The following is a 20,290-nucleotide window of genomic DNA, read 5'->3' as shown; positions in this document are numbered from 1 at the left end:
CCCCAGTGAGCGAGCGAAGCGAGCGAACAGGTGGGCGCGCCGAGCGAAGCGAGCGAACAAGCGTGCGCGCCGAGCGAAGCGAGCGAACAAGCGTCCGCGCCGAGCAAGCCCGCGCACAGCGGGGAGTCGACGCCGACGTAATCGTCGTCGGGGCGGGCCCGGCCGGCTCCACCACAGCCTTTCACCTGGCCAAGTCCGGCCTGCGCGTCCTGCTGCTGGAAAAGACCCGGTTCCCCCGGGAGAAGGTCTGCGGTGACGGCCTCACGCCGCGCGCGGTCAAGGAACTCGTGACCATGGGCGTCGACATCGACGGTCCCGGCTGGATCAGGAACCGGGGCCTGCGAGTGGTCGGCGGCGGCCTGCGCCTCGAGCTCGACTGGCCCGAGCTGCACAGCTTCCCCGACTTCGGCCTGGTGCGCACCCGCGCCGACTTCGACGAGATCCTGGTCAGGCATGCCGAGAGCGCGGGCGTCCACGTGATCGAGGGCGCCAACGTCACCGGCCCGATCCTGGACGAGCGCAGCGGGCACGTCACGGGGGTCAAGGTCCGGCACGACGGCCGGGGCGAACACGACGGTGATGAAAGTTACACGGCCCGTCTCGTGGTCGCCGCCGACGGCAACTCCACCCGCCTCTCGATCGCGATGGGCCTGCACAAGCGCGCCGACCGGCCCATGGGCGTGGCCGTACGGACCTACTTCCGCAGTCCGCGCCACGACGACGACTACCTGGAGACGTGGCTGGAGCTGTGGGACGGCGACCGGCTGCTGCCCGGCTACGGCTGGATCTTCGGCGTGGGCGACGGCACGGCCAACATCGGTCTCGGCCTGCTCAACACCAGCGAGGCCTTCAAGAACATCGACTACCGCGACCTGCTCAGGCGCTGGGTGAAGAACATGCCGGCCGAGTGGGGCTGCACGGAAGAGAACATGACCGCCCCCGTCAGGGGCGCAGCCCTGCCCATGGCCTTCAACCGGCAACCCCACTACACTCGCGGGCTGGTGCTCGTCGGCGACGCCGGCGGGACGATCAACCCGTTCAACGGCGAGGGCATCGCGTACGCCATGGAGACCGGCAGGATCGCCGCCGAGGTCATCGTGCAGGCGCTCGCCCGCGGCACCGCCGCTCAGCGGGAGCGGGCGCTGCTCGCCTATCCGCGTATCCTCAAAGACGCATATGGCGGATACTTCACCCTCGGCCGCATGTTCGTCGAGGCGATCGGCAGACCCGGGGTGATGAACTTCGCCACGCGGCACGGACTGCCCCATCCCACTCTGATGAGGTTCGCCTTCAAACTTCTGGCTAACCTCACAGACCGGCGGGGCGACGCCTCCGACCGCATCATCAACGCCCTGTCCAAGGTGGCTCCATCCGCATGAACATCCGCATGAATGACATTCTCTGCACTCAGACCGCCCCGATCCATCGAGCAAGCGAGGACATGTAGCCATGCAGCTGTATGTGCCGATTCTGGTGCTCGCGGTCCTCGCGGCGGGGTTCGCCGTGTTCTCCGTAAGCATCGCGCCCTTCACGGGGCCGAAGCGCTGGAACCGCGCCAAGCTGGACGCTTACGAGTGCGGCATCGAGCCCACTCCCCAGCCGGTCGGCGGCGGGCGCTTCCCGTTGAAGTACATGATCACGGCGATGTTGTTCATCGTGTTCGACATCGAGATCATCTTCCTCTATCCGTGGGCGGTCGCCTTCGACAAGCTCGGCCTGTTCGGGCTGGTCGAGATGGTGCTGTTCATCGTCACCGTGCTGGTGGCGTACGCCTACGTGTGGCGGCGCCGCGGACTGGATTGGGACTAGCCATGGGTCTTGAAGAGAAACTCCCCAGCGGATTCATCCTGAGCACCGTCGAGCAGGTGGCCGGTTGGGCCAGAAAGAACTCGGTCTGGCCTGCCACCTTCGGCCTCGCGTGCTGCGCCATCGAGCTGATGGCCACCGGAGGCCCCAAGCACGACCTGGCCCGCTTCGGCATGGAGCGCGCCTCCGCCACGCCGCGTCAGGCCGACCTGATGATCGTGGCGGGACGACTGTCGCAGAAGATGGCGCCCGTGCTGCGCCAGATCTACGACCAGATGGCCGAGCCCAAGTGGGTCATCGCCATGGGGGTCTGCGCGTCCAGCGGCGGGATGTTCAACAACTACGCCATCGTGCAGGGCGTGGACCACGTGGTGCCGGTCGACATCTACCTGCCCGGCTGTCCGCCGCGGCCGGAGATGCTGATCGACGCCATCGTCAAACTTCACGACAAGATCCAGAACATGAAGTTCGGCGCGCACCGGGCCAGGCAGATCGACGAACTCGAGCGCCAGGCGCTGCGCACGCTGCCGCTGATCGACCAGGGGGCCGGGAAGTGAGCGACGAGAACGTAAGCCCCGCGAATCTGCCCACCGTGCCGGACGAACAGCAGCCGATCGTCCGCCGGGGCATGTTCGGCGCCGGCGGCACCGGGGACACCTCCGGCTACGGCCGCCTGATCGTACGGCGCGCGCCCGGGCAGGGCAGCGCCCGGCCGTACGGGTCGTACTTCGACGCGGTGGCCGACGCGCTCGAGCCGGTCGCCGGTGACGCGATCGAGCGAACGGTCGTCGACCACGGCGAGATCACCTTCCACGTGGCGCGGGAGCGCCTGCCGGAGGTCATGAAGCACCTGCGCGACGACCCCGCGCTGCGGTTCGAGCTGTCTCTGGGCGTCTCCGGGGTGCACTACCCTGGGGAAACGGGCGCCGAGCTGCACGCGGTCTACCACCTGTGCTCGATCACGCACAACCGGCGCATCCGGGTGGAGGTCGCCTGTCCCGACGCCGATCCGCACATTCCCTCCACTGTTTCGGTCTACCCCACGCACGACTGGCACGAGCGGGAGACCTACGACTTCTTCGGGATCATCTTCGACGGTCACCCCGGGTTGACCCGGATCGAGATGCCCGACGACTGGGAGGGCCACCCGCAGCGCAAGGACTATCCCCTTGGTGGGATCCCGGTCGAGTACCGGGGCGCCGAGGTCCCCGCGCCGGACCAGAGGAGGTCGTACTCATGAGTACTACTGAGGCCGAGGGCCGGATCTACGACGTCGCGGGCCAGGACTGGGACGAGCTGGTGCAGACCGTCACCGATTCGTCCGAGGACCGCCTGGTCGTCAACATGGGTCCGCAGCACCCGTCGACACACGGCGTGCTCCGGCTCGTGCTGACCCTGGACGGCGAGACGGTGACCGAGGCACGCACGGTGATCGGTTACCTGCACACCGGCATCGAGAAGAACATGGAGTTCCGGACGTGGACCCAGGGGGTCACGTTCGTCACCCGCATGGACTACCTCGCGCCGATCTTCAACGAGACCGCGTACTGCATGGCCGTGGAGAAGCTGCTCGGCATCACCGACCGGGTGCCGGAGCGTGCGCAGGCCATCCGGGTCATGATGATGGAGCTCACCCGGATCTCCTCGCACATGGTGGCGATCGCGACCTTCGGCATGGAGCTGGGCGCGACGACGCCGATGCTGTTCGGCTTCCGTGAGCGCGAGATGGTGCTCGACATCATGGAGTACATCACCGGCCTGCGGATGAACATGGCCTACGTACGGCCCGGCGGCGTGAGCGTCGACCTTCCCGCCGGCGCGGTCGACAAGGTCGGCGAGTTCCTCAAGATCATGCCGGGGCGGATCCAGGAGATGCGCAAGCTCCTGGACGCCAACCCGGTCTACACGCGGCGCACCAAGGACGTCGCCTACCTCGACCTCACCGGCTGCATGGCGCTCGGCATCACCGGCCCGATGCTCCGGGCCGCCGGGCTGCCCTGGGACATGCGCAAGTCGCAGCCCTACTGCGGCTACGAGACCTACGAGTTCGACGTTCCGACGCAGAACACCTGCGACGTGTACGGCCGCTATCTCGTCCGCATGGACGAGATGGAGGAGTCCCTGAAGATCATCGAGCAGGCGCTCGACCGGCTGTCCGGTCCGCTCAAGGGCGGCCGGGTGATGATCGACGACAAGAAGATCGGCTGGCCGTCGCAGCTCGCGCTCGGCCCCGACGGCCTCGGCAACTCGCCCGACCACATCGCCCACATCATGGGCACCTCGATGGAGGCCCTGATCCACCACTTCAAGCTGGTGACCGAGGGCTACCGGGTGCCGGCCGGGCAGGCGTACTCGTCGGTGGAGTCCCCGCGCGGCGAACTCGGCGCGCACGTGGTGAGCGACGGCGGGACCCGCCCCTACCGCGTGCACTTCCGCGACCCGTCCTTCACGAACCTGCAGGCGGTGCCCGCGACGTGTGAGGGCGGCATGATCGCCGACGTGATCTCGGCGGTCGCCTCGATCGACCCCGTCATGGGAGGTGTGGATCGGTGACGTACTCACCCGAGGTCCGCGAGCGTCTGGAGACCGACGCCAAAGAGATCATGGACCGCTACCCCCGTCCCCGGTCGGCGCTGCTGCCGATGCTGCACCTGGTGCAGTCGGTGGACGGCTACATCTCCGACGCGGGGCAGGAGTTCTGCGCGGAGATGCTCGGCCTGTCCAAGGCCGAGGTGGTCGGCGTGGCGACGTTCTACACGATGTACAAGCGGGAGCCGGCCGGCGAATACAACGTCGGCGTGTGCACCAACACGTTGTGCGCGATCATGGGCGGCGACCAGATCTGGGACGAGCTCAGCGCGCACACCGGCGTCGGCCACGACGAGACGACCCCCGACGGGAAGGTCACCCTGGAGCGGCTGGAATGCAACGCCGCCTGTGACTTCGCGCCGGTGATGATGGTCAACTGGGAGTTCTTCGACAACCAGACCCCCGAGTCGGCCAGGCAGCTCGTCGACGACCTGCGGGCCGACAAGGAGGTCTCACCCACCCGCGGGCCGAAGCGGCTGTGCACGTTCAAAGAGGCCTCACGGATCCTCGCCGGGTTCCCCGACGGCCAGGCCGGCGACGGCCCGTCGGCCGCCGGCCCCTCACTGGAGGGCCTGAAGGTGGCCAAGGCCAACGGCTGGGAGGCTCCCAAGCCGGGTGAGCAGACCGAGGGGACCGAGGGGGGCGACGCTTCATGACGCGGCTGACTCCGGTGCTGACCAGGAACTGGGACCGGCCGGACTCGTTCACGATCGACGGATACGGTGAGTACGCCGCGGCCAGGAAGGCCCTCGGCATGGACCCCGACGCCGTCATCCAGATGGTCAAGGACTCGGGCCTGCGCGGCCGCGGCGGCGCGGGCTTCCCCACCGGCATGAAGTGGGGCTTCATCCCGCAGGGCGACGGCAAGGACCACTACCTCGTCGTGAACGCCGACGAGTCCGAGCCGGGGACCTGCAAGGACATCCCGCTCATGATGGCCAACCCGCACGCGCTCGTCGAGGGCGTCATCATCACGGCCTACGCCATCCGGGCCTCCCACGCGTTCATCTACGTCCGCGGCGAGGTGCTCCACGTCATCCGCCGGCTGCAGGCGGCGGTCCGGGAGGCGTACGAGAAGGGGTACCTCGGCGCCGACATCCTCGGCTCGGGCTACAACCTCGAGCTCGTCGTGCACAGCGGCGCCGGGGCGTACATCTGCGGTGAGGAGACCGCGCTGCTCGACTCGCTGGAGGGCTACCGCGGCCAGCCCAGGCTCAAGCCGCCGTTCCCCGCCGTCGCGGGCCTGTACGCGTCTCCGACCGTGGTCAACAACGTCGAGTCGATCGCGTCGGTCCCGAGCATCGTGGCCAACGGCGCCGACTGGTTCGCCGGCATGGGCACCGAGAAGTCGAAGGGCTTCGGCATCTTCTCCCTGTCGGGGCACGTGACCCGGCCGGGGCAGTACGAGGCGCCGCTCGGCATCACGCTGCGCGAGCTGCTCGACATGGCGGGCGGCATCCGCGCCGGACACGAGCTGAAGTTCTGGACCCCGGGCGGGTCGTCGACGCCGATCTTCACCTCCGAGCACCTGGACGTGCCGCTCGACTTCGAGTCGGTCGGGGCCAAGGGCTCGATGCTCGGCACCCGGGCGCTGCAGATCTTCGACGAGACGACCTGTGTGGTGCGCGCCGTGATGCGCTGGAGCGAGTTCTACGCGCACGAGTCCTGCGGGAAGTGCACGCCGTGCCGCGAGGGCACCTACTGGTTCAAGCTGATGCTCCGGCGGCTGGAGAAGGGCCAGGGCTCGGAGGAGGACCTGGCGAAGATCGTCGACATCGCGGACAACATCCTCGGCCGCGCGTTCTGCGCGCTGGGCGACGGCGCGACCAGCCCGGTCTACTCGTCGGTGAAGTACTTCCGCGACGAATACCTCAAGCACTTCGAGATCGGCGGCTGCCCGTTCGATCCCGCTGCTTCCACTGTGTGGGGGGCCAAGTGAGCATCCAGACGACCTCGACCGGGCCGGTCGAGCGACCGGTGGACATGGTGACGCTCACCATCGACAACTTCCAGGTCTCCGTCCCGAAGGGCACGCTGATCATCCGGGCGGCCGAGCTGCTCGGCATCCAGATCCCGAGGTTCTGCGACCACCCGCTGCTCGACCCGGCGGCCAACTGCCGCCAGTGCCTGGTGGAGATCACCGACGCGGGCAACGGCCGCGGCTTCCCCAAGCCGCAGCCCTCGTGCGCGATCGAGGTCGCCGAGGGCATGGTGGTGCAGACGCAGTTCACCTCGCCGGTCGCCGAGAAGGCGCAACGCGGGGTGATGGAGTTCCTGCTGATCAACCACCCGCTCGACTGCCCGACGTGCGACAAGGGCGGCGAGTGCCCGCTGCAGAACCAGGCGATGTCCAACGGCCAGGGCGAGAGCCGGTTCGAGGAGCAGAAGCGGACGTTCGCCAAGCCGATCTCGCTGTCCAGCGAGGTGCTGCTCGACCGTGAGCGGTGCGTCCAGTGCGCCCGGTGCATCCGGTTCTCCGACCAGATCGCCGGCGACCCGCTCATCGACTTCTTCGAGCGCGGCGCCAAGGAGCAGGTGGGGGTGGCCGACGGCGTGCCGTTCCAGTCCTACTTCTCCGGCAACACCGTGCAGATCTGCCCGGTGGGCGCGCTGACCGGTGCCGCCTACCGGTTCCGTGCCCGGCCGTTCGACCTGGTGTCGACGCCGAGCGCGTGCGAGCACTGCGCCTCGGGCTGCGCGCTGCGCACCGACCACCGGCGCGGCAAGGTCACCCGGCGCCTCGCCGGGGACGACCCGCAGGTCAACGAGGAGTGGAACTGCGACAAGGGCCGCTGGGCCTTCACCTACGCCACCCAGCCGGACCGGCTGAAGACGCCGCTCATCCGTGACGAGGAGGGCCGGCTGGTCCCGGCCTCCTGGCCGGAGGCGCTGGCGGTGGCGGCCGAGGGCCTCGCCCAGGCCCGGGGCCGGGCCGGCGTGCTGGTCGGCGGTCGGCTCACCGTCGAGGACGCCTACGCCTACAGCAAGTTCGCCAGGATCGCCCTCGGCACCAACGACATCGACTTCCGGGCCCGCCCGCACTCGCCGGAGGAGGCCGCCTTCCTCGCCCACGCCATCGCGGGCAAGGGCATCGAGGTCTCCTACGCCGACCTCGAGAACGCCCCGGCGGTGCTGCTGGTGGGCTTCGAGCCCGAGGAGGAGTCGCCGATCGTCTTCCTGCGGCTGCGCAAGGCCGCACGGAAGAACGGCCTCAAGGTCTACGCGCTGGCGCCGTACACAACGCCGGGCCTGAGCAAGATGAACGGCACGCTGATCCGGACCGTCCCGGGCGCGGAGGCCGAGGCGCTCGGCGATGTCGTCACCGACGAGCTGCTTCCCGCCGGGGCCATCGTGCTGGCCGGCGAGCGGCTGGCGTCCGCGCCGGGCGCGCTGTCGGCGCTGGTACGGCTCTCGCAGGCGACCGGGGCGAGGATCGCCTGGGTGCCGCGGCGAGCCGGTGAGCGGGGAGCGCTGGAGGCGGGCGCCCTGCCCGGCCTGCTGCCGATCGGCCGCCCGGTCGAAGACGAGACCGCGCGCGGCGAGGTCGCCCGCGCCTGGAATGTGGCCGCCCTGCCGCAGACGCCGGGCCGGGACACCGCCGGCATCATCGAGGCGGCGCTGGGCGAGGAGCTCGACGCGCTGGTCGTCGCCGGCGTCGACCCCTACGACCTGCCCGATCCGGCCAGGGCGCTGGCGGCGCTGGAGAACACACCGTTCATCGTCAGCCTGGAGATCCGGGCCAGTGCGATCACCGACCGCGCCGACGTGGTGCTGCCGGTCGCCGCGGTGGCCGAGAAGTCGGGCACGTTCGTCGACTGGGAGGGCAGGGGCCGCCAGTTCGAGGCGGCCACCCCCGTCCCCGGCCTGATGAGCGACCTGCGGGTCATCGCGTCGATCGCCGACCACATGGACGTCCACCTCGGCCTGCCGGACACCGCGGCCGCCCGCCGCGAGATGGCCGAGCTGCGCGCCTGGCGGGGCGCCCGCCCGGCCGCCCCGACGGTGACGGGCCGCACGGGACGCGAGCCGCGCGCCGGAGAGGCCGTGCTGGCCACCTGGCATCTGCTGCTGGACGACGGCCGACTCCAGGACGGCGAGCCGTACCTGGCCGGGACCGCACGCGCGGCCGCCGCGCTGCTGTCGGAGGCCACCGCCGCCGAGCTCGGCGTCACGGACGGCGGGAAGATCAGCATCGGGGACGGCGTGATCCTGCCGGTGGGGATCGCCGACCTGCCGGACCGGGTGGTCTGGGTGCCGTCGAACTCCGCCGGCCTGTCCGTCACCCGCGACCTGCGCGCCGTGGGCGGCGACATCGTAACGATCGGGAGCGTGTCGTGAACAACGTACCCACGCTGGACGACTTCGGCCATGATCCGCTGTGGATCACCATCATCAAGGCCGTCGCGATCTTCGTGTTCCTGATGCTGGGCGTGCTGTTCGGCGTATGGTCCGAGCGCAAGCTCATCTCGCGCATGCAGCACCGGTACGGCCCCAACCGGGCGGGCAAGTTCGGCCTGCTCCAGTCGGTGGCCGACGGTCTGAAGATGGGGCTGAAGGAAGACATCATGCCCCGCACGGTGGACAAGGTCATCTACTTCCTGGCGCCGGTGATCCTCGCCGTGCCGGCGTTCCTGGCCTTCTCCGTCGTGCCGTTCGGGCCGATGGTCTCGATGTTCGGCCACAAGACGCCGCTGCAGCTCACCGACCTGCCGGTCGCGGTGTTGCTGGTGCTGGCCACCGCCTCGATCGGCGTCTACGGCATCGTGCTCGCCGGCTGGGGATCGCGTTCGCCGTACGCCATGCTCGGCGGTCTGCGCTCGGCGGCGCAGGTGGTGTCGTACGAGATCGCCATGGGCCTGTCGTTCGTCGCGGTCTTCCTCCAGGCGGGCACGCTGTCCACGTCGGAGATCGTGTCCGCGCAGGCGCAGGGCGGCACCTGGGACGTCTTCGGGCTGAGCATCCCGATGCCCTCGTGGTACGTCTTCTCGCTGCTCCCGTCCTTCGCGATCTACGCGGTCACGATGCTGGGCGAGACCAACCGCGTGCCGTTCGACCTCCCCGAGGGTGAGGGCGAGCTGGTCGGCGGGTTCTTCACCGAGTACTCCTCGTCGCTGAAGTTCGCGATCTTCATGCTGGCCGAGTACGTGAACGTCTTCACGGTGTCGGCGATGGCCATCACGCTGTTCTTCGGCGGCTGGCGGGCGCCCTGGCCGATCTCGCTGTGGGACGGGGCGAACGCCGGCTGGTGGCCCATGCTGTGGTTCTTCCTCAAGCTGGCCATCGTGTTCGCATGCTTCGTCTGGATCCGTGCCACGCTGCCCCGCGTACGGTACGACCAGCTCATGGCCTTCGGGTGGAAGGTGCTGATCCCGGTCAACCTGGCCTGGATCATGATCGCCGCCACCTTCAAGGCCATGCGGATGCCGGACACCACCCGCGGTGTGGTGCTGGCCATCGGAGCGGTGATCCTGATCGGCGCCTTCGCCATCTGGCTGCGCTTCGACACGGTCAACCAGCGCCGCAGGGAGGCCAGGGCCGCCCAGATCGAGGCGGAGTTCGAGCAGTTGCGTGAGGAGCCGACGGCGGGCGGATTCCCGGTGCCGCCGCTCGACCTCCCGCACTACCACGGAGTCGTGCCGGAACAAGCGCGCCGTCACGCCGACGCCAAGGAGGTGACCAGTGGGAGCAACTGATTGGCTGAACCCGATCAAGGGATTCGGCGTCACCTTCCACCACATGTTCAAGAAGCCGGTGACGGTGCAGTATCCGGAGGAGAAGCGGCCGACCGCGCCGCGCTTCCACGGGCGGCACCAGCTGAACCGGTGGCCGGACGGCCTGGAGAAGTGCGTCGGCTGCGAGCTGTGCGCCTGGGCCTGCCCCGCCGACGCCATCTATGTCGAAGGCGGGGACAACACCGAGACCGAGCGGTACTCGCCCGGTGAGCGGTACGGACGCGTCTACCAGATCAACTATTTGCGGTGCATCCTGTGCGGCCTGTGCATCGAGGCGTGCCCAACCCGGGCGCTCACGATGACCAACGAGTACGAACTGGCCGACTCCAGCCGCGAGTCGCTGATCTACACCAAGGAGATGCTCCTCGCGCCGCTCGGACCGGGCATGGAGCAGCCGCCCCACCCGATGCGTCTCGGCGAGACCGAAGAGGACTACTACCGGTTGGGTCGTAGCAATGGGTGAGTCCATCACGTTCTGGGTGCTCGCGGTCGTCTCGGTGGCCGCCGCGCTCGGGCTCGTTTTCAGCCGCAGGGCCGTCTACTCGGCCCTCATGCTCGGCTTGATCATGATTTCGCTGGCGGTGCTGTACGCCGTCCAGGACGCTCCGTTCCTGGCGGCCGTGCAGATCATCGTTTACACCGGCGCGGTCATGATGCTCTTCCTGTTCGTGCTCATGCTCGTGGGCGTCGACTCCGGCGACTCGCTGGTGGAGACGATCAGAGGCCAGCGGTTCTGGGCGATCGTGGCCGGGATCGGCTTCGCCGTACTGCTCGGCCTCGGCGTCGGCAACGCGATGCTGGCCGCTCCCAAGGGGCTCGCCGAGGCTACGGCCGCGGGCAACGTGCCGTCACTGGCCGAGCAGATCTTCACGCGGCACGTGTTCGCGTTCGAGGTGACCTCGGCGCTGCTGATCACCGCCGCGCTCGGCGCGATGGTGCTGGCCCACCGCGAGCGGGCCGAGGCCAAGCCGACGCAGAAGGACATGTCGCGGGCCCGGTTCGTCGCCTTCGGCAAGACGGGCAAGAACCCGGCCTCGCTGCCCGGTCCCGGGACCTACGCCCGGCACAACGCCATCGACATGCCGGCGCTGCTGCCCGACGGGACCGTCTCGCCGCTGTCGGTCAACCGCGTCCTCGCCCGGCACGAGGCCGCCGAGGGGACGCTCGATCCCGAGGTCGCCCGGCTCCTCCGGCAGGAGGCCGCTTCCGAGCGGGAGGCGTCGACCCTGGCCGAACAGGTGGCCGACACCAAGCCGACCAAGCCCCTTGAAGAACCCTTCGAGGAGACGGTCGGGGACACCGAGCCGCTGGTGGAGGAGGACGTCAAGTGACGACGCATTACCTCGTGCTCTCCGCGCTGCTGTTCGCCATCGGCGGCGTCGGCGTGCTCGTACGGCGCAACGCCATCGTGGTGTTCATGTGCGTCGAGCTCATGCTCAACGCCTGCAACCTGGCGTTCGTCACCTTCGCCCGGCAGAACGGCAGCCTCGACGGGCAGGTCATCGCGTTCTTCGTGATGATCGTGGCCGCCGCCGAGGTCGTCATCGGCCTGGCCATCATCGTGACGATCTTCCGAACCCGCAGGTCAGCGTCGGTCGATGACGCGAGCCTGCTGAAGCACTAAGAGGTAGCCGTGGAAGCCGCTGAGATCGCATCGATCACACAGCACTCCGGCGGAGCGATTGGCGCCGCCTGGCTGATGATCGCCCTGCCCCTGGTGGGAGCGGCCGTCCTCCTGCTGGGCGGACGCCGGACCGACAAGTTCGGCCACCTGCTGGGTGTCCTCATGGCCGTCGCGTCATTCGTGGTGGCCGCGCTGGCATTCGTCCAGCTGCTGGGCTTCGCCCCGGGCGAGCGCCGCCGCGGGGTCTCGCTGTTCGAGTTCATCCCGGGCCTCGTCGACAAGGTGGGCCTGCTGGTCGACCCGCTGTCGATCTCGTTCTGCCTGCTGATCACCGGCGTCGGCTCGCTGATCCACGTCTACTCGATCGGCTACATGGCGCACGACCCGAACAGGCGGCGCTTCTTCGCCTACCTCAACCTGTTCGTCGCGGCGATGCTGCTGCTGGTGCTGGCCGACAACTACCTGGCCCTGTTCGTCGGCTGGGAGGGCGTGGGTCTGGCGTCCTACCTGCTGATCGGGTTCTGGCAGCACAAGCCCTCGGCGGCGACGGCGGCCAAGAAGGCGTTCATCGTCAACCGGGTCGGCGACGTCGGCCTGCTGATCGCGATGTTCACGATCTTCGCGACGTTCCACTCGCTGACGTTCAGCGGCGTGCTCGACCGGGCCGGCGACGCCTCGCAGGGCACGCTGACCGCGATCGGCCTGCTGCTGCTGGTCGGCGCGTGCGGCAAGTCGGCCCAGTTGCCGCTGCAGTCCTGGCTCCTGGACGCGATGGAGGGCCCGACCCCGGTCTCGGCCCTCATCCACGCCGCGACCATGGTCACCGCCGGCGTCTACCTGATCGTCCGGTCCGGCCCGATCTTCGAGGGCACCGGGACCGCGCAGCTCGTCGTGACGATCGTGGGTGTGGCCACGCTGCTCGCCGGTGCGATCATCGGTACCGCCAAGGACGACATCAAGAAGGCCCTCGCCGGATCGACGATGTCGCAGATCGGTTACATGGTGCTCGCGGCGGGCGTCGGCCCGGCCGGTTACGCCTTCGCCATCGCGCACCTGATCACGCACGGCTTCTTCAAGGCCGACATGTTCCTCGGCGCCGGATCGGTCATGCACGCCATGAACGACGAGGTCGACATGCGTAAGTACGGCGGTCTGCGCAAGGTCATGCCGATCACTTTCGCGACCTTCCTCGTCGGCTACCTGGCGATCATCGGGTTCCCGCTGCTGTCCGGTTACTTCACCAAGGACGGCATCATCGAGACCGCGATGGAGCACAGCGCCGTCCTCGGCTGGCTGGCCGTGCTCGGCGCCGGCATCACCGGCTTCTACATGTCCCGCCTCGTCTTCATGACCTTCTTCGGCAAGAAGCGCTGGGACGCCAAGGCGCACCCGCATGAGTCGCCGGCCGTGATGACGGTGCCGCTGCTCCTGCTGTCGATCGGCTCGATCGCCCTGGGTGCGTACCTGATCCTGGGCAACCGGTTCATGATCTTCCTGTCGCCCGCGGTCGGTGCGCCCGAGCACCTGCCCGAGTTCCACCCGTTCAGCGCCCCCGGGCTCGCGACGCTCGCGCTGGTCGCGATCGGCGCCGCGTTCGCCTGGTTGCGGTACGGCGCGGCCGAGGTGCCGGCGACCGCCCCGCGCGGCTCGTTCCTCACCACGTTCGCCCGCCGCGACCTGTACGGCGACGCGCTGAACGAGGCGCTGTTCATGCGTCCCGGCCAGTGGCTGACCCGGCTGGCGGTGTTCTTCGACAACCGGGGAGTCGACGGACTGGTCAACGGCCTCGCGGCGTCCATCGGCGGCTCGTCCGGCCGGCTGCGCAGGGTCCAGACCGGTTTCGTCCGCTCGTACGCGCTGTCGATATTCGTCGGCGCCGCCGTCCTGGTCGGTGCCTGGTTCGTCGTAGGGAACCTGTGATGCCCTGGCTTTCAACCCTGATGGGCGTGTCCGTACTGGGCGCGCTGGGTGTGACCCTGATCCGGAACGACAAGCTCGCCAAGCAGTTCACCCTGCTGGTCTCGCTTATCGTCCTGGCGCTGACCGTCACCATGGCGGTGCAGTTCAGCCCGAACGGCGACCAGTGGCAGTTCCAGGAGAACCACAGCTGGATCCCGGCGTTCGGGGTGAACTACAGCCTCGCCGTCGACGGCATCGCGCTGGTGCTGATCCTGCTGTCGGTGATCCTGGTGCCGATCGTGGTGCTGGCCTCCTGGCATGACGCCGAGAAGGGCAAACGCTCGGTCCGGACGTACTTCTCGCTGATCCTCGTGCTCGAAGCCATGATGATCGGCGTCTTCGCCGCGACCGACGTCTTCCTCTTCTACGTCTTCTTCGAAGCCATGCTGATCCCGATGTACTTCATGATCGGGTCGTACGGCGGGCCGCAGCGGGCGTACGCCTCGGTCAAGTTCCTGCTGTACTCGCTGTTCGGCGGGCTGCTGATGCTGGTGGCGGTGATCGCGCTCTACTCGATCGCCGGCAAGAACACCTTCATGCTCTCCGACCTGATCGGCACCATCCAGGACGTGAACACGCAGAAGTGGCTGTTCCTCGGCTTCTTCGTCGCGTTCGCGATCAAGGCGCCGCTGTGGCCGTTCCACACCTGGCTGCCCGACGCCGCCGCCCAGGCCCCGGCGGGCGCCGCCGTACTGCTGGTCGGCGTGCTCGACAAGGTCGGCACGTTCGGCATGATGCGCTTCTGCCTGCAGCTGTTCCCCGACGCGGCGGCCTACTTCACGCCGCTGGTGATCGTGCTGGCGGTGATCGGCGTGATCTACGGCGCGATCGTGGCCATCGGGCAGACCGACATGATGCGGCTCATCGCCTACACCTCGGTCTCGCACTTCGGCCTGATCACCCTGGGCGTGTTCGCGATGACCAAGGGGAACCCCGGGGCGCAGGACGCCGGCACCGGCGCCACGCTCTACATGGTCAACCACGGCTTCTCCACCGGCGCGCTGTTCCTGATCGTCGGCTTCCTGATCTACCGTCGCGGCTCGAAGTTCATTCCGGACTACGGCGGCGTGCAGAAGGTCGCCCCGATCCTCGCCGGGACGTTCCTGGTGGCGGGCCTGTCCAGCCTCTCACTGCCGGGCCTCAGCACGTTCGTGAGCGAGTTCATGGTGCTGGCCGGCGCCTACCGGCTGCACGTCCCGGCCACCGTGATCGCCACGATGGGTGTCATCCTGGCCGCCATCTACATCCTGTGGATGTACCAGCGGACCATGAACGGGCCGACGGCGGAGTCCGTCAAGACCCTGCCCGACCTCAACGCCCGGGAGAAGTGGGTCGTGGCACCGCTGGTCGCGCTGCTGCTCGTCTTCGGCTTCTATCCCAAGCCGCTGCTCGACGTCATCAATCCCGCGGTGAAGGACACGCTGTCCAGCGTCTCGGTCACCGCTGACCAGGCCGCCGCCGCACCCGGTGTCAAGGAGGGCAAGTGAACGGCACCATTCCAGCGCCGACGATCGAGTACGGCATGCTGGCGCCGATGCTCGTCGTCTTCGGCGCGGCGATCGTGGGCGTGCTGGTCGAGGCGTTCGCCCCGCGCTACCTGCGTTCGGCGATCCACCTGCCGATCACGCTGCTGTCGCTGTTGATCTCGTTCGTGCTGATCGTCTGGCAGTGGGTCGAGGGCGTGCCGACCAAGGCGGCCGCCATGGGCGCCATCGCGGTCGACGGACCGGCGATGTTCATCTGGGGCACCATCTTGGTGCTGGCGTTCGTCAGCGTGCTGCTCATCAAGGATGAGGGTCACTTCGTCGGCGCCGCGGCGGCCGTGCCCGGCTCGGCCGAGGAGGAGCAGGCACTGTACGAGGGGGCGGCCCACACCGAGGTCTACCCGCTCGTGCTGTTCGCCGTCGGCGGCATGATGCTGTTCCCGGCCGCCAACGACCTGCTGATCGCGTTCGTGGGCCTCGAGGTCATGTCGCTGCCGCTGTACCTGCTGTGCGGTCTGGCGCGCCGCCGCCGCCTGCTCTCGCAGGAGGCCGCGATGAAGTACTTCCTGCTCGGCGCGTTCTCCTCCGCCTTCTTCCTGTACGGCACCGCCATGATCTACGGCTACGCCAACTCGCTCGACCTGGCCGAGATCGGGGCCTCGCTGGGTGTGGTCGGCGGCCAGGACATGCTGCTCTACATCGGCGGCGCCATGATCGGGGTCGGCCTGCTGTTCAAGATCGGCGCGGCGCCGTTCCAGGCCTGGAAGCCGGACGTCTACCAGGGCGCGCCCACCCCGATCACCGCGCTCATGGCGTCGGGCACGCTGATCGCCGCGTTCGGCGCGCTGCTGCGGGTGTTCTGGGTCGCACTGGGCGGCCTGGACTGGAACTGGCGCCCGGTCTTCTACGGTGTGGCGATTCTCACGATGCTGGGCGGCGCGATCTTCGCGATCACGCAGACCGACATCAAGCGGATGCTGGCCTACTCGTCGATCGCGCACGGCGGCTTCCTGCTCATCGGCGTGATCGCCACCGGCAGCGCGCCGGCCCAGAACACCTCGGCCCTGTCGGGGATCCTGTTCTACCTGGTGGCGTACGGCTTCACCACGGTCGGCGCGTTCGCGGTCGTCACCATGGTGCGCGACGCGGGTGGCGAGGCCTGGCACCTGTCCCGCTGGGCCGGACTCGGCAAGCGCTCGCCCCTGCTGGCAGGCGTGTTCGCCTTCTTCCTGCTCGCCTTCGCCGGGATCCCGCTGACCAGTGGCTTCTTCGGGAAGTACGCCGTCTTCCAGGCGGCCGTCACCGGAGGCGCGCTGCCGCTGGTCATCGTCGGTGCGGTGGCCTCGGCCGTGGCCGCGTTCTTCTACGTCCGCGTGATCGTGCTGATGTTCTTCAGCGACCCGGCGGCCGACGGCCCCTCGGTGGTGCTGCCCTCACGCGGCACGGCGGCTGTGGTCGGCCTGGCGGCATTGGCTACCGTAGTCCTCGGGGTCTTCCCGCAGCCGGTGCTGGACCTGGCGCACTCCGCTGCTCAGTCGCTGTTCGTCCGTTAGGAGCATCCCGTATGGCCGCGCCGCCCGTTGTGGACATCCCTCTGGTAGACGAGCGGCTGGCCGAGGATCTGGCGAACGGCCTGGCGGCCGTGGAGAAACTGCTCCGCTCGTCCGTCGAGAGCGAGGACGCCTTCGTCACGGAGGCGTCCAGGCACCTCATCGAGGCGGGTGGTAAGCGGTTCCGGGCGATGCTCGTACTCCTCGCCGCCCAGTTCGGCAATCATGAGGCCCCGGGTGTCATACCCGGGGCCGTTGTCATCGAACTGACCCATCTGGCGACGCTCTACCACGACGACGTGATGGACGAGGCCCGCGTGCGGCGGGGTTCGCCGTCCGCCAACGCACGGTGGGACAACACCGTGGCGATCCTCACCGGCGACTACCTCTTCGCCCAGGCCTCCGAGATCCTCGCCGACCTCGGCAGCGAGATGATCCGGGTGCAGGCCCGCACGTTCTCCCGCCTCGTCAGGGGTCAGATCCGCGAGACGATCGGGCCGGTCGACGGCACCGACGACATCACCCACTACATCCGGGTGCTCGCCGACAAGACCGGTTCGCTCATCGCCACCTCGGGCCGGTTCGGCGCCATGCTCTCCGGTGCCCCGGTCCAGGTGGCCGACCTCGTCACCGAGGCGTGCGAGGCCATCGGCGTCGCCTGGCAACTCGGCGACGACCTGATCGACGTGGCCTCAGCCGACTCCGGCAAGACGCCGGGCACCGACCTGCGCGAAGGCATCCGTACGTTGCCGGTGCTCTACGCGCTCACCTCGACCGACCCGGCCGACGCGCGACTGCGCGCACTGCTGTCGGGGCCGGTGGCCGAGACGGACCTGGAGGAGACGCTCGGCCTGCTGCGCGCCCACGTGGCGATGGCCCAGGCCCGGCAGGAGCTGATCCGCTGGGTGGATCGGGCGAAGGCCGCGCTGGCCGCCCTGCCCGACATCCCCGCCAGGACGGCACTGATCGCCCTGTGCGACTACGTGGTCGAGCGCACCGGCTGACCGTGCTTTCATGGTCGGCCGAGTCCGCCGGCGGCCCGGGTCAGACCGTTTCCAGCGTGGGAGCCGTACGGCTGTCGCGGCGGGCCTTACGGGCGGCGCGGAGGCTGTCCCAGGTGAAGGCGCACAGTGCGAGCCACACGATGGCGAAGCCGATCCACCTGCTCGTCGGCATGGTCTCGTGGACGATCAGAATGCCGCACAGAAACTGCAGGGTCGGGGCGATGTACTGCAGGAGGCCGATCATTGAGAGCGGGACGCGGATGGCCGCGCTGTTGAAGCAGATGAGCGGTATGGCGGTGACCAAACCGGTGACGGCCAGCAGCAGCGCATGCCCGGTGCCGTGGTGGCCGAACGTGCCCGTGCCGTTCGCCTCGATGACGATCAGATAGGTGAGCGCCGGCACCAGGAGCACCAACGTCTCGACCGTGAGGCTCTCCGCGCTGCCGACCTGGGCGGCCTTCTTGACCAGGCCGTAGACACCGAAGCTGGTCGCGAGGACCAGTGCGATCCAGGGCAGGCGGCCGTAGTCGAACGTGAGGACGAGCACGGCCAGTCCGCCCAGCCCCACGGCTGCCCACTGCCAGGTGCGCAGCCGCTCTCGGAAGACGATGACGCCGAAGAGCACGCTGACCAGGGGGTTGATGAAGTAGCCCAGTGCGCTTTCGACCACATGGCCGGAGTTGACCGCATAAATGTAGGTGCCCCAGTTGAGGGAGATCGTGATCGCCGCGACGGTGAGGAGGACGATCTGGCGGCGGGTCAGCGAGCGGAACCAGGACCAGTGGCGGCGGACCGCCAGGATCGCGGCGACGACGGCGAGGGACCACACCATCCGGTGGGCGAGGATCTCCACGGCGCCCGACGGCTTGAGCAATGGCCAGTAGAGGGGGAAGAGACCCCACATGGTGTAGGCGGCGATGCCGTACAGGACACCCCGGCGGGTTTCAGGCATGAACCCCATCTTCGCTCCTTACCGGGTTTAGCGACAAATAAGCATTGCTTGCACTGAGGTTTAGGATTGCTAAGGCGAGGAACAAGGTCGTGCCGGGTGTGGTTGGGAGCGGTGGGAGGTCGACATGGGCTGGCTCTTCGGCAGGGACAAGACGACGATGGTGGACCCCGCGGACGCGCTTCCGGGCCGCGCCGAGGTGATGCCGGTGGCCGTACGGCATCAGATCCTGGACGCGCCCCTGGCTCCGCCGTACCCGGACGGGACCGAGATCGCGGAGTTCGGGCTGGGGTGTTTCTGGGGCGCCGAACGGAAGTTCTGGCAGACGCCCGGCGTCGTCTCGACGGCCGTCGGATACGCGGGCGGATATACCCCGAACCCGACGTACGAGGAGGTGTGCACCGGGATGACCGGGCACGCCGAGGTCGTCCGGGTGGTCTTCGACCCGGCAACGGTGTCGTACGAGGAACTCCTCAAGGTGTTCTGGGAGGCACACGACCCCACGCAGGGCATGCGGCAGGGCAACGACGTCGGGACGCAGTACCGGTCGGCCGCCTACACGCACGGGCCGCGGCAGGAGAAGGCCGCGCTCGCGTCGAAGGCGGCGTACCAGGAGGTGCTGACCAAGGCCGGGTACGGAAATATCACCACCGAGATCGCCCCGGCCCGCGAGTTCTTCTTCGCCGAGGATTATCACCAGCAATACCTGTTTAAGGTGCCAAATGGGTATTGCGGCCTCAGCAGCACCGGAGTCACCTGCCCCGTCGGCCTCACGACTACTTCCGAGGAGTAGTCGGATTGTGAGACTCCGGACGGGCTCGCCCGCTCGGAGGTCTCGTTCGTCTCGTGGGCTGGGAAGGAACTCCCGCCAGGAGTAGCCGACCAGGGGGTTCCGGGCCTCTGACGTCTTGTTCTCTTGGGCTGCGGCAGCGGATCGCCAGGCGAGTTGTTCGGTACAGTTAAATCCGCCCAGCCGAACAAATCCAGGGGGCGTCGATGTCAGGACCGGGCAGGCCGTCCAGGGCGACTGTGTACCAGCGCCTCGACGAGGCCGTCCGAGAACTTCGTGACCGCTTGGGTGGGTTGCCTTCGCCCGCCGAGGCGGAGGACATCTGGTCTGACATCTGGCACCAGGAGGCCCACAACAGTACTGCGATCGAGGGCAACACACTCGTGCTGCAAGAGGTGGAGAAGCTCCTCGAGGAGGGCCGTGCCGTCGGCGCGAAGCCGCTCAAGGACTACATGGAGGTGAGGGGCTACGGCGACGCGGCGAGGTGGGGCTGGCACCTGTCCCGGTTGCGAGTCGAACCGGTGACCGAGGAGGTCTCCGCCTGCGCGATGGACCTGCTCCGCGAGGGCGGTCTCCATGGCCACAAGTACGCGATCGATGCCGTCGTGGCCGCCACGGCTCTTCGCTCCTCTCGTCCCGTCATCGTCCTCACCTCGGACGAGGACGACATGAGAAAGCTTTGCGGCAAGACAGTACGCCTCGTACGTGTGTAGGTGCCGAATTATTGCCTCAGTGATACGACTATCACCAGCAATACCTGTTTAAGGTGCCAAATGGGTATTGCGGCCTCGGCAGCACCGGCG

The 20,290-nt window shown here is 68.4% G+C and carries 19 protein-coding genes; 18 read left to right on the top strand and 1 reads right to left on the bottom strand.

What is annotated here, in order from left to right:
* The first annotated feature begins 140 nt into the window (after window positions 1–140).
* The 16 genes from Mth01_RS06810 (at window position 141) to Mth01_RS06735 (ending at window position 17,748) form a co-directional block, all read left to right on the top strand.
* Entirely contained in the window at window positions 141–1,379 is a 1,239-nt protein-coding gene (locus Mth01_RS06810; RefSeq protein WP_239089441.1) for a geranylgeranyl reductase family protein, read from the top strand.
* A 70-nt stretch (window positions 1,380–1,449) separates the two neighbouring features.
* Window positions 1,450–1,809 (top strand): NADH-quinone oxidoreductase subunit A, encoded by a 360-nt coding sequence (locus tag Mth01_RS06805; RefSeq protein WP_204013136.1) that lies wholly within the window; start codon window positions 1,450–1,452, stop codon window positions 1,807–1,809.
* A 2-nt stretch (window positions 1,810–1,811) separates the two neighbouring features.
* Window positions 1,812–2,363, top strand: a complete 552-nt coding sequence (locus tag Mth01_RS06800) for a NuoB/complex I 20 kDa subunit family protein (protein ID WP_204013133.1) — start codon at window positions 1,812–1,814, stop codon at window positions 2,361–2,363.
* 71 nt (window positions 2,364–2,434) lie between these two features.
* On the top strand, window positions 2,435–3,046 hold the full coding sequence (locus tag Mth01_RS06795) for an NADH-quinone oxidoreductase subunit C (protein ID WP_204013286.1): 612 nt from the start codon (window positions 2,435–2,437) through the stop codon (window positions 3,044–3,046).
* Window positions 3,043–4,359 (top strand): NADH-quinone oxidoreductase subunit D, encoded by a 1,317-nt coding sequence (locus Mth01_RS06790; protein WP_204013131.1) that lies wholly within the window; start codon window positions 3,043–3,045, stop codon window positions 4,357–4,359. The genes Mth01_RS06795 and Mth01_RS06790 overlap by 4 nt, the downstream gene beginning before the upstream one ends.
* Window positions 4,356–5,051: an NADH-quinone oxidoreductase subunit NuoE gene (gene nuoE, locus Mth01_RS06785; protein WP_204013128.1), complete on the top strand. Its 696-nt coding sequence runs from the start codon at window positions 4,356–4,358 to the stop codon at window positions 5,049–5,051. Before Mth01_RS06790 ends, nuoE begins: the two co-directional genes overlap by 4 nt.
* Window positions 5,048–6,334 carry an NADH-quinone oxidoreductase subunit NuoF gene (nuoF, locus tag Mth01_RS06780; protein ID WP_204013125.1) on the top strand — a complete coding sequence of 429 codons (1,287 nt, stop codon included), beginning with the start codon at window positions 5,048–5,050 and terminating at the stop codon, window positions 6,332–6,334. Before nuoE ends, nuoF begins: the two co-directional genes overlap by 4 nt.
* Window positions 6,331–8,733, top strand: a complete 2,403-nt coding sequence (locus Mth01_RS06775) for an NADH-quinone oxidoreductase subunit G (RefSeq protein WP_204013122.1) — start codon at window positions 6,331–6,333, stop codon at window positions 8,731–8,733. Before nuoF ends, Mth01_RS06775 begins: the two co-directional genes overlap by 4 nt.
* Entirely contained in the window at window positions 8,730–10,088 is a 1,359-nt protein-coding gene (gene nuoH, locus Mth01_RS06770; protein ID WP_204013118.1) for an NADH-quinone oxidoreductase subunit NuoH, read from the top strand. Before Mth01_RS06775 ends, nuoH begins: the two co-directional genes overlap by 4 nt.
* Window positions 10,075–10,590 carry an NADH-quinone oxidoreductase subunit NuoI gene (gene nuoI, locus Mth01_RS06765; RefSeq protein ID WP_204013116.1) on the top strand — a complete coding sequence of 172 codons (516 nt, stop codon included), beginning with the start codon at window positions 10,075–10,077 and terminating at the stop codon, window positions 10,588–10,590. Before nuoH ends, nuoI begins: the two co-directional genes overlap by 14 nt.
* Window positions 10,583–11,458, top strand: a complete 876-nt coding sequence (locus Mth01_RS06760) for an NADH-quinone oxidoreductase subunit J (protein WP_204013113.1) — start codon at window positions 10,583–10,585, stop codon at window positions 11,456–11,458. The genes nuoI and Mth01_RS06760 overlap by 8 nt, the downstream gene beginning before the upstream one ends.
* Window positions 11,455–11,751 carry an NADH-quinone oxidoreductase subunit NuoK gene (nuoK, locus tag Mth01_RS06755; RefSeq protein ID WP_055479063.1) on the top strand — a complete coding sequence of 99 codons (297 nt, stop codon included), beginning with the start codon at window positions 11,455–11,457 and terminating at the stop codon, window positions 11,749–11,751. The genes Mth01_RS06760 and nuoK overlap by 4 nt, the downstream gene beginning before the upstream one ends.
* A 75-nt stretch (window positions 11,752–11,826) precedes the next feature.
* Window positions 11,827–13,671, top strand: coding sequence for an NADH-quinone oxidoreductase subunit L (nuoL, locus tag Mth01_RS06750; protein WP_204013284.1), 1,845 nt, complete (start codon window positions 11,827–11,829; stop codon window positions 13,669–13,671).
* Entirely contained in the window at window positions 13,671–15,197 is a 1,527-nt protein-coding gene (locus Mth01_RS06745) for an NADH-quinone oxidoreductase subunit M (protein ID WP_204013110.1), read from the top strand. Before nuoL ends, Mth01_RS06745 begins: the two co-directional genes overlap by 1 nt.
* Entirely contained in the window at window positions 15,194–16,747 is a 1,554-nt protein-coding gene (gene nuoN, locus Mth01_RS06740; RefSeq protein WP_204013109.1) for an NADH-quinone oxidoreductase subunit NuoN, read from the top strand. Before Mth01_RS06745 ends, nuoN begins: the two co-directional genes overlap by 4 nt.
* Before the next feature lie 11 nt (window positions 16,748–16,758).
* The gene (locus Mth01_RS06735; protein ID WP_204013107.1) at window positions 16,759–17,748 is read left to right on the top strand and encodes a polyprenyl synthetase family protein; all 990 of its coding nucleotides are present in this window, start codon (window positions 16,759–16,761) and stop codon (window positions 17,746–17,748) included.
* A 40-nt stretch (window positions 17,749–17,788) separates the two neighbouring features.
* On the opposite strand, the gene rarD is transcribed toward Mth01_RS06735, so the two are convergent.
* On the bottom strand, window positions 17,789–18,700 hold the full coding sequence (gene rarD, locus Mth01_RS06730) for an EamA family transporter RarD (RefSeq protein ID WP_204013105.1): 912 nt from the start codon (window positions 18,698–18,700) through the stop codon (window positions 17,789–17,791).
* Between the two features lie 124 nt (window positions 18,701–18,824).
* Here rarD and msrA point away from each other — a divergent pair, with 124 nt between their 5' ends.
* Both msrA and Mth01_RS29590 read left to right on the top strand, forming a co-directional pair.
* Window positions 18,825–19,490 (top strand): peptide-methionine (S)-S-oxide reductase MsrA, encoded by a 666-nt coding sequence (gene msrA, locus Mth01_RS06725; protein WP_204013103.1) that lies wholly within the window; start codon window positions 18,825–18,827, stop codon window positions 19,488–19,490.
* A 203-nt stretch (window positions 19,491–19,693) separates the two neighbouring features.
* Complete coding sequence (locus Mth01_RS29590) at window positions 19,694–20,200, top strand: PIN domain-containing protein (RefSeq protein ID WP_239089425.1); 507 nt, start codon at window positions 19,694–19,696, stop codon at window positions 20,198–20,200.
* The last annotated feature ends 90 nt before the right edge of the window (window positions 20,201–20,290 follow it).

This window comes from Sphaerimonospora thailandensis, from assembly GCF_016863115.1.
In the GTDB taxonomy this organism is placed as follows: Bacteria; Actinomycetota; Actinomycetes; order Streptosporangiales; family Streptosporangiaceae; genus Sphaerimonospora; species Sphaerimonospora cavernae.
This window is presented reverse-complemented; position numbering and strand designations above follow the sequence as displayed.

What these genes read in the sequence shown, in the direction of transcription:
- Mth01_RS06805 (WP_204013136.1), top strand. Translation starts at nt 1,450, where the DNA reads ATGCAGCTGTATGTGCCGATTCTGGTGCTCGCGGTCCTCGCGGCGGGG.
- Mth01_RS06800 (WP_204013133.1), top strand. Translation starts at nt 1,812, where the DNA reads ATGGGTCTTGAAGAGAAACTCCCCAGCGGATTCATCCTGAGCACCGTC.
- Mth01_RS06795 (WP_204013286.1), top strand. Translation starts at nt 2,435, where the DNA reads ATGTTCGGCGCCGGCGGCACCGGGGACACCTCCGGCTACGGCCGCCTG.
- Mth01_RS06790 (WP_204013131.1), top strand. Translation starts at nt 3,043, where the DNA reads ATGAGTACTACTGAGGCCGAGGGCCGGATCTACGACGTCGCGGGCCAG.
- nuoF (WP_204013125.1), top strand. Translation starts at nt 5,048, where the DNA reads ATGACGCGGCTGACTCCGGTGCTGACCAGGAACTGGGACCGGCCGGAC.
- Mth01_RS06760 (WP_204013113.1), top strand. Translation starts at nt 10,583, where the DNA reads ATGGGTGAGTCCATCACGTTCTGGGTGCTCGCGGTCGTCTCGGTGGCC.
- nuoL (WP_204013284.1), top strand. Translation starts at nt 11,827, where the DNA reads ATGATCGCCCTGCCCCTGGTGGGAGCGGCCGTCCTCCTGCTGGGCGGA.
- Mth01_RS06745 (WP_204013110.1), top strand. Translation starts at nt 13,671, where the DNA reads ATGCCCTGGCTTTCAACCCTGATGGGCGTGTCCGTACTGGGCGCGCTG.
- Mth01_RS06735 (WP_204013107.1), top strand. Translation starts at nt 16,759, where the DNA reads ATGGCCGCGCCGCCCGTTGTGGACATCCCTCTGGTAGACGAGCGGCTG.
- rarD (WP_204013105.1), bottom strand. Translation starts at nt 18,700, where the DNA reads ATGCCTGAAACCCGCCGGGGTGTCCTGTACGGCATCGCCGCCTACACC.
- msrA (WP_204013103.1), top strand. Translation starts at nt 18,825, where the DNA reads ATGGGCTGGCTCTTCGGCAGGGACAAGACGACGATGGTGGACCCCGCG.
- Mth01_RS29590 (WP_239089425.1), top strand. Translation starts at nt 19,694, where the DNA reads ATGTCAGGACCGGGCAGGCCGTCCAGGGCGACTGTGTACCAGCGCCTC.